The 9,570-nt window shown below is 45.7% G+C and carries 5 protein-coding genes; 1 reads left to right on the plus strand and 4 read right to left on the minus strand.

Translation table 11 applies throughout. The annotated features are described in order from the left end of the window. Positions 1 to 18: 18 nt before the first annotated feature. The 4 genes from HPS55_RS04655 to HPS55_RS04670 form a co-directional block, all read right to left on the minus strand. Positions 19 to 1,410, minus strand: coding sequence for a DNA recombination protein RmuC (locus HPS55_RS04655; protein ID WP_172178231.1), 1,392 nt, complete (start codon positions 1,408 to 1,410; stop codon positions 19 to 21). A 33-nt stretch (positions 1,411 to 1,443) separates the two neighbouring features. Next, on the minus strand, positions 1,444 to 2,010 hold the full coding sequence (locus HPS55_RS04660) for a 4'-phosphopantetheinyl transferase family protein (RefSeq protein ID WP_172178229.1): 567 nt from the start codon (positions 2,008 to 2,010) through the stop codon (positions 1,444 to 1,446). A gap of 68 nt (positions 2,011 to 2,078) precedes the next feature. Beyond that, positions 2,079 to 3,668: an ATP-dependent DNA helicase gene (locus HPS55_RS04665; protein ID WP_172178227.1), complete on the minus strand. Its 1,590-nt coding sequence runs from the start codon at positions 3,666 to 3,668 to the stop codon at positions 2,079 to 2,081. 832 nt (positions 3,669 to 4,500) lie between these two features. Further along, on the minus strand, positions 4,501 to 8,577 hold the full coding sequence (locus HPS55_RS04670; protein WP_172178225.1) for a hybrid sensor histidine kinase/response regulator transcription factor: 4,077 nt from the start codon (positions 8,575 to 8,577) through the stop codon (positions 4,501 to 4,503). A 611-nt stretch (positions 8,578 to 9,188) separates the two neighbouring features. Between HPS55_RS04670 and HPS55_RS04675 the strand changes: the two genes are divergently transcribed. Beyond that, positions 9,189 to 9,570, plus strand: a 382-nt coding sequence (locus tag HPS55_RS04675) for an Arm DNA-binding domain-containing protein (protein WP_253947650.1), incomplete at its 3' end; no start/stop codon positions are given.

A 9,570-nucleotide genomic window follows, 5' to 3' on the forward strand; every position in this document is an offset into this window, starting at 1 on the left:
CTTATATCCGGATCAAGATCAATACTCCGATGAAATATTCCCCTCAAGCAAATCAGGCTCCGGACGCGGAATACGACGGTTAGGATTTTCTTTTGCACCGAGGTCCACAAGCTCACGCCCCTTCTTGAATACACTCTGTGCGCCCGTAGCCAGTTTGTTGTTGGCAAAATCGTAGTCCTTCTGCGCTTTCGCAAGCGTGTCGCCAAGTGCATTATAGCGCCTTACGAAGTCGCCAAGGCGGTCGAGCAGCTGTTCGGCCAGTCCGAACACCTTTTTCTGGTTCTCGGCCTGTTGGTTCTGCACCCACGCGATGTGTATCATGTGGAGAATGCCGAGCAGATTCTGTTCGCCGGTGATGAAGACCTTACGCTCGAAAGCCTCGCGCCAAAGCGTAGGATCGTTGACAAGAGCGAGCTGCAGCGATGATTCGAACGGCATGAACATGATTACGAAGTCGACAGCCTCGCGCGGTGCCTTGATGTATTTGCTGTAGTCCTTGCGCGACAGCTCATTGACATGACTGCGCACGCTTTTGATATGATCCTGCAAATGGCGGTCCTTATCCTCCTGAGTATCGGCATTGACATACTTACGATAAGCCACAAGCGACACCTTAGAGTCGATGATGGCATCCTGCCCCTGCGGATAGTGCAATATGACATCGGGCTGCATCTCGCGACCGGTGTCATCGTTCTTAAGTGCACGGCCGGTCTCATCGCGCAGCCGCGCCTGCACCTCATAATGTATGCCTTCGGTAAGTCCCTGCGAGGCAAGCAGATCTCCGAGTATTATTTCGCCCATGTTGCCCGCAGCCTTGTTATCACGACGTAACACATTGGTCAGCGACTCGGCCTTCTCGCCTATCTCGCGGTTGCTTTCGATTATCATCCTTATCTGCTCGCGGAACGACGCCGAGTTTTGCGCCGAATCCTTGATGTTGTCAGTGATGGCCTTGCGCATTTCGCTTATGGCATCTTTCAACGGCTGAGTGATATTACCGATATTCTCGGTGTTTTCCTCTTTCAGCTTGCGGGCGTTCTGCTCCATTATCCGACCGGCCATATTGGCAATCTGCTCCTTGGCCGTGCGCAGCTGCTCGGCAAACTGTTCACTGCGCATGTTCGCCTCCTCGACCGCCTGCCTGCGCAATATCTCTATCTCGCGGGCCTGCGACTCGGTCCGGCCCATGAGCGACTTGTTTTCTCGTTCGACTTCGGCCAGACGTTCGGTGACATGCTGCAACTGCTCGTTACGCAACCCGAGTTCCGTGTTCCGCTTCTCCAGTTCAATAGTCTGCTGCACGGCTGACCTCTCTCTGTCTGCCGCTTTTTCCGATGCCTTTCGGCCTGCGACTATCCATGCGGAAACGGCTCCGATAAGCATACCGATGATGATGTATAATATTGTCATGCTTGTCTTATGTAATTGATTGATGTGAAACTATTATTCCCTCATCCCGCGGCATACGGTACACACATAACCGCGGGCTGTATTTACAGTTGTTTCAAAGGCAGCTGTCGAGAGCGGGACTTTCTTCAAATCGCTGCGGATTCCCTCACCGGTCATTTTCAGATAGCTCTCCTTCATCGTCCATAGCCTTATAAACTCTATATCCGGCCTGACAGACGACTCTACCACCGCCAACTCTTCGTCACTGAGAACCCTGCGGGCCAGTTCCGGATTGTAACGACGTATTGTCTCCATATCCACACCCACAGGGGCGTAGTCCACAACACATGCCGCTCCCTTGCGACAATGGCTCAGACTGAAACAGATGTCCGGCCGGTCTGCAATGAAAGGCTTGCCACCCTCATAATAAGCGAAATGTGGCATAGCTTCGATGCCATACTCTACGGCCAGAGCCTCGCACAGCAACATATATGCCGCCAGACCGAGCCTGCGGTCACGCTCATTGCGCAGACTCATGATCTTCCCCCGCCGTTGTTGTGGAATACGGGTGATGAGTTTATCCCAATCAAGCGATTCGATGTCATCGTCTATATAAAGCATAATCATTATGTGTTATTGTCAAACTCACGATATCCTTTCTCATTGTTTTCCATATTCCATGACCGATGTTATTCTCCGGCAATCTGCGTCTTGGGCCAGTTGACAAGAAAGAGCCGTTCGGTGGCGCGGGTGAAAGCGGTATATAGCCAGTGGATATAGTCGGGCGTGAGCATGTCGTCGGTCATATATCCTTGGTCTATATATATGTGTGCCCACTGTCCGCCCTGCGCCTTATGGCACGTCACTGCATAGGCAAACTTCACCTGCATGGCATTGTAATATTTATCCTTCTTGAACATCTTCATACGTTCCGCCTTGCGCGGCACATCGGCATAGTCGGCCATGACGGCTGAGAAAAGCCGTTCGTTCTGCTCGCGTGTCAGCGCCGGTGCATCGGTAGTCAGTGTGTCGAGAATGACAGTCTCCGTCAGTTCGTAGTCATCATAATCAGGAAACAGAAGAGTGACATCGGCAAAGCGGAAGCCGTGCATCTCGTGGATATTACGCACGCGACGGACACTGGCGCGGTCACCGTTGGCGATGAAAAATGAAGAATCTTCTTTGAATGAAGAATTTGCCCCAGCTATTCCAGATGATGACAATGAGCCATCAAAGGCTGTACACGATTCCGCAGCCCCCGATGAATTTTCGGGACGATAATCAGGAACAGCGGCAGCAAATTCTTCATTCTTCATTCTTAATTTTTCATTTTTATTGCATTCTTCATTCTCAAAGTATTTGTTCTTCACCACCATCAGCATATCGCCCGAACACAATTCCTCCTCGCGTCCGAGCACCATAGCTCGTATGCCGCGGTTGTAAACGTTGGCACGCTTGTTGCTTCGCGTGATAACCATTGTCTCATTCTGGCCCACACGGCTGTAGCTCGTGGCAAGCGACTCTATCAGCTCGTCACCCGGCACCACACGGATGTCGGCAAAGCCACTCAAACGTACCTCCGGCAACTTCGTCAACTCGTCGTGCGTTATCATGCGGCGTATCATTGTGGCATTCCACAGTATGCCCGATTCTCCCGACTGACGTAACACCTCGTTAAGATCAGCCTCATAGACCGTCATCCCGTAGCCGCCGAGCACCTCGGCCGACAGCGCCGGACTCTCCTCCTCGCCCACCGGCGGCAGCTGCGCACGATCACCGATGAGCATCAGCCGGCAGTTGCGCCCGCTGTACACATATTCTATAAGGTCGTCGAGCAGACGCCCCGTACCGAACGACAGCATTTCCGAGCCGCGCCCGCTGTCGGAAATCATCGACGCCTCATCGACGATAAACAGCGTGTCGGAATGTTTGTTGAAGTTAAGGCCGAAATCCGCGCCCGCCTCGTCCATCGACTTCTGCCGGTAGATGCTGCGGTGAATGGTGTATGCGGCATGGCCCGCCCCGATCGAAAACACCTTGGCCGCGCGGCCAGTAGGAGCAAGCAGCACCATGCGCTGATGCAGTCCCGCGAGAGCCTTCACCATTGCGCCGGCCAGCGTGGTCTTGCCCGTACCGGCCGAACCGCGCAGTATCATGGCCACCCTGTCGTCCCTGTCAATCAAGAAACGGCAGAATGTGCCGATGGCTGCGGCCTGCTCTGCCGTAGGCGCAAAACCGAAGGCCTGAAGTATCTGATATGTAAGTTCGTCTGCAATCATTCAAATTGCAAACTTACAAAAAATCTTTTGTATTACCGATGGCTTTGTAAGTTTTTAACGGCATAATCCTTTTATTACTCACGCGAACCATGCTCCAAATCGGTTTATCCTGTGCGCTCAACATCCCCTTTGGAGGGATTATAGGTTGCCACCCCTCCCCTTTGGTGGAGGTTGAGAGAGTGCCTTGATTTATTCTTACAAATCACTTCGTCGCTCATCACAAAATCGCGTTTTGCCGCCGAGAGCCCGAAAAACGCGATTTTTAGGTAAAACAGGACACTCTGATAATTAGCGAGTTACGTGCATTACATCACAATAGCGCCATGTAAGAAAAGCAGAGAGGCCCTCCCGAGATTGCCGTAAGGGCCTCCCGGCATTGCGACGAGGCCGTCGCGGGAAGACGAAACGGCCGTAACGGGAACCTCGGGAGGCCCTTACGGCAAGAAAACCATGTAAGAAATGCGTGTAAAGAAAGCAGAGAGGGCCTTACAGTTTTTCCAGAATGAGAGAAAATATGTGCGAAAAATTAAGAAAAGAATGGACATAAGTGGTCCCTCCCGACCTCCCCTAAGGGGTGATCGACCCCCTATAATCCCCCAAAGGGGGATATTGAGCGCACAGGGTAAACCAATATAACGCAAATTGAGACAAATTCGCAATAGCCTATATATTCTCACGCGCGTTTGTTCTGTATCATGGCCACCCTGTAGTCCCTGTCAATCAAGAAACGGCAGAACATGCCTATGGCCACCGTTTGCTCGACTGTAGGCTCAAATCCGAAGGCCCGAAGTATCTGATATGTTTCTATGGCTTAAAGCGAACCGAATTTATTTTATCCATCCATTTTTAGTGAAGTTGTTTTTATAAATTGAGATGGCGACATTCCGTATACATCCTTAAAACAGTTACGGAAATATCCTACATCATTGAATCCACACGAATAAGCCGCTTCTGACACATTACATCCGTCTTTAAGCAATTCATACCCCCGTTTCAATTTGATTTTACGAATAAATTCATTGCCAGACATGCCTGTCAACCCTTTTATTTTCCTATAAAGGGTGGAATGACTCATGTTAAGAGACTTTTGCATATAGGTCATATCAAGTTCTGACAAAGTCAGATTGTCCTCCACAATCTTTGTGAATTTTTGAATAAACTCTTCATCAAGTTTACTGAGCCTTAATGCCTGCGAGTATGTTTTTACTTCCTGCGTCTCGGCAATGACAGTTTCTGGACCGGAATTAGTACCATTCGCATTCGCCGAAATGATTGAGGCAAGCAACTTTCTTGATTCAAGAATATTGTTTATCCTGCTTATTAGCAGCCTTGCACTAAACGGTTTTGTAAGATAGGAATCCGCTCCAGTTTCATATCCAGCCTCTTTATCCTGTATTGAATCTTTGGCAGTCAGGAGTATAACGGGAATATGACTTGTACTTATATCGTCTTTGATTAACTTGCATAATTCCATACCATCCATCACAGGCATCATTATATCACTTATAATAACATCCGGAATATGTTTTCTGGCGAGCACAATTCCTTCCTTTCCGTTTGTTGCTGTCAGTATACGATATTTCGATTGTAACGAATCGTCAATATATTCCCGTATGCCCTCATCGTCTTCCACGACAAGAATCACCGGCTGCTTGTCTGATGTTTCATCAGCCTGCGTATCTTCAGATTCCGCTATCGGCTTATTGGTGTTTTCCTTATGCAAAGCTGTCGGATAAGTATTGTCTACCTTCAATCTGAATGTAAAGACTGTGCCTTTTCCTACTTTACTGTCAACCGACAAAGTTCCCTCATGCAAATCAGACAATGCTCTTACCAATGCAAGCCCAATGCCAGTACCGGATGCCTGATGTTTGCCTACGACTTGGTAATACCTATCGAAAATATGAGGCAACGACTTCTCTTCAATACCATAGCCGGTATCAGAAACTGCGATTTCTACAAAATCTTCACCGTTAATGCTAACGTTTTTAGTACTAAGAGAAATAGAACCTTCGGGAGTGTATTTGACAGCATTGCTCAAAAGATTATTCAAGATTGTGTGAATAATATCACTGTCAAAATATATATCCGGAATATTATTGTCAATATTCAGTTCGATTGAGACTCTTTCATTATGTCCCAGTTCCTTGTATCTCAATCCTATTTCAGTCACAATAGGCACAATCTGACCTTTGGCGACAGACAATCGTCTGTTTTGCGTCTCGGTTTTGCGAAATTCAAGAATCTGATTGATAAGATTCAGAAGACGGCAAGCACTTGAATGAATCGTTTTGATCCTCTTTTTATAAACATCCGGGAGTTGTCTGTCAGCAACAAGGTCTTCCAATGGTCCAAGTATAAGAGTCAAAGGTGTACGGAGTTCATGCGTGATATTGGTATAGAAGCGCAGACGCTCGTTGTTCAATTGCTGTTCATCAACGCTTTTACGACGCTCCATTTCCAAAGAGCTCTTCAGCAACAGCCTGTGCTTATACACACGTATTATAATATAGACAATTCCAACGACTACAAACAGATAAAAAAGTTTCGCATACCATGTAAGCCATATCGGTGGAGTCACTATTATTTTCAATGCGGAAACATTGGCATCATTCCAATCTTGATTCCTCAGACGCACCCTTACTTTAAATGTATATGTTCCCGGTGAAAGATTGCGTAATGTCGCCTCATGTTCACGACCCGCCATTATCCAGCCATAATCAAGGCCTTCTACCATATATGAATATTCGACTACACGGCTTTGTGAATAGTCGGGCACAGAGAATATAATACGGAGAGAGTTCATGTCGTATGGAATCTTGATTTCATTTTCACCATTCGAGTCTACCATAAAATTCTGCATATTCTCTTTTGGTGTGATGATACTCTGACATTCCACAATCCGTACAGGGATTCTTTCTTCTATATCATGGAAATGTTCAGGATTAAACATGCAGATACCATTCAGCGAGCCGAAATAAAGGTTGCCATCAGGAGCTTTACATGCTGCCCTATCCATAAAACTGCTATGCGGAAGTCCGTCATGATAATCATAATTCTCTATTTTAGAGTTGTCCTTATTCCACTTGGACAGACCATTATTCGTGCTGAACCATATATTACCTTCAGAGTCCTCCTGTAACGCCCGAATATGAATGTCATTAAGCCCTGACTCATAATCATAATTGACTATAGAACGAGGATTACCTGTATCCTTTATCCGGCTCAAACCGTCTTGACCGGCCACCCACATCCATCCCCGTGAATCCATATAAAGCTGTTTTACCGCATTCGAGGACAATCCATGCGCATTGTCAAGATGAAATTTAACATTTCCCTCTTTATCAAATATAAAAATTCCGTTACCATAAGTGCCAATCCATAACTTTCCTTGCCTATCTACTTCAATTCCGTTAGGAATAAGATTGGATATTGCCGCAGATATTTTCTCAAGTTTATAAATTTGTCCTCCGGAATATTCAAATAAGCCTCCTTGCATACCCAACAATACCTTCCCATCCGGCATTACGGCAAATCTGTTGGCATAATTTCGGTCAATAGATGTACTTATTTGCCTGACATTCCCACTATTGACATCAAGGATAAATATGCCGTCCTCAAAAGAACTGAAAAGAATCTCATTATTAATTTTTACCAAAGCACATACATATTTACGAGTACCTTTAAGATAAGTCGAGAGATTATAGATTCGCTTTATCTTCCCATTATCAAATAATACTATTTCATTCTCTCCGCCGGCCCATACATTTCCATCATTGTCAGTGTAAATAGACCAGACAGGTTTTTCTTTAACACGACCATACTTTGTTGAATAATATGGCAATAGACTAAACGAAGGTTGTGTTCTACTTATAAAATCAAGTCCCTCGCTATAATTACCAATCCATATATTGCCGAATGTATCTTGGAAAACACGATGAACATTTACAGATGATATACCGTTACGGTCTCCGTCATATGGAAGCATGGTAAATTTAAGTCTATCCGAATTGGACAATGACAAATCACGGATATCAAGTATACACACACCGCCAATGTCGCTACCAATCCATAACAAACCGTCTTTAGACTCCATTATCGAATAAACATTATGGGCGGTCAAGTCCCCCAAGTCAGAGCTGCCATGTGAGAATGTAGAAAAGTTTTTCGCCCCGGGATTGAAAAGGGCCAATCCGCAATCGGTACCAAGCCAGATATTTTTATAACGGTCAATAAATATATCTTTTACATTATTACCGGGGAGACTGTTGATGCGACCCGGTTCATGAATGAAATTTTCTATTTTTTTCGTCTTAAGATTAACGACACTGAATCCATAATTGGCATGCCCGATATACAATTTGCCTTGTCCGTCATCGGCAATGCTTCTGAATGACATCGGCAATCCAGGTAAATCTTCTTGACGATATATAGTGTATTTGTTATCGTTAGGATCATAATGCAGAATGAAATCATAATGGTTAACTATATATATACCGCCCTCGGCAGATCTACAGAAATCGACAACATTTATGCTACCAAGATTTTCCGGCAATTTCAATTTCTCAAATTTCCATGTCTTGCAATCAAGCACATCCAGTCCTTTTTTAGAGCCTATCCAAAGTTTGTCTAACCTGTCGTCATAAAACAAGGCATTGATTGAATTACCTTTCAATTCAGTGTTACTCTCACTGAATAATTTGAAATTCTCTCCGTCAAATAGGTTCAGTCCTGCCTCGGTTCCAATCCATATAAATCCGTGTTTGTCCTGTGTTATGTCTGTCACAAAATTGTTCGACAGCCCATCCCTCAGTCCGATATGCTCGACAACAAGAGGGGAATCAACAGACTCTCCATTCACTGAAATCACACTTATAGCTGTAAGCAATATCAATAAAACGTATCTCATTGGACTACATGGTTTATTAACACACTACAAATGTACAATAAAATAGTGATATTATATACTGGCAGGATAAAGAAAATGATTTTTCTTTAGAGGAAAGATACGAAAAAAACTATGCTTAACTAACCTAAGACATTAGAATGAACAATTTATCATCTTATTTGAACAATCAGCCCTGATTTTGACTACAAAAACACCAAATTATGCCGCCAATGGCCAATGGCAGGGGATTAGACCTAAAAAACATATGAATAGTCCAGTGGAATATTTATCAGCTTTCTGCAACAAAGTTACTACAAAAAAGTGAAATGCGGAAAGATATAGTGATAGAATTGAGTTACAGGGTTTTCAGTTGTACTTCCGATTATTCGTGAAGCCATCGCAATCACCGCTGAAGCCAAATCAGGACGCCGCTACGTTACTTGTCCGTAACCATGCCCGCAAGGGCGACAAACGGACACGGATAGCAAAACAAGGCGTTAAGGATTAGTGAGTTACTGACAACCCACGCAACAAATCCGGTCACGGAAAAAGATTGCGCCGTTCCTCCCCGTTTTGCGTACCGGCGACGGACTCTTCACCAACTAATTTTGAACCTAAAAAAATTAAAGACGATGAAGAGTACATTTTCAGTAATCTACTACCTCAAACGTCAGGTAGTGAAAAAGGGCGGGACAGTACCCGTTATGGGACGCATCACGGTGGACGGCAGCCAGACGCAGTTCAGTTGCAAACTGACCGTCGATCCCAAGCTGTGGGACACCAAAGGGGGACGTGTCACGGGCAGAAGCTCGGCTGCACTCGAAACGAACCGTATGCTCGACAAGATGCGTGTGCGCATCAACAAACATTATCAGGAAATCATGGAGCGTGACAACTTCGTCACGGCGGAGAAGGTCAAGAATGCCTTTCTCGGACTGGAACACCGCTACCACACGCTGATGCAGGTGTTCCGCCAGCACAACGAGGATTACGCCAAGCAGGTGGAGGCTGGCA

The sequence above is a fragment of the Xylanibacter rodentium genome (genome assembly GCF_013166575.1).
GTDB classification, from domain to species: domain Bacteria; phylum Bacteroidota; class Bacteroidia; order Bacteroidales; family Bacteroidaceae; genus Prevotella; species Prevotella rodentium.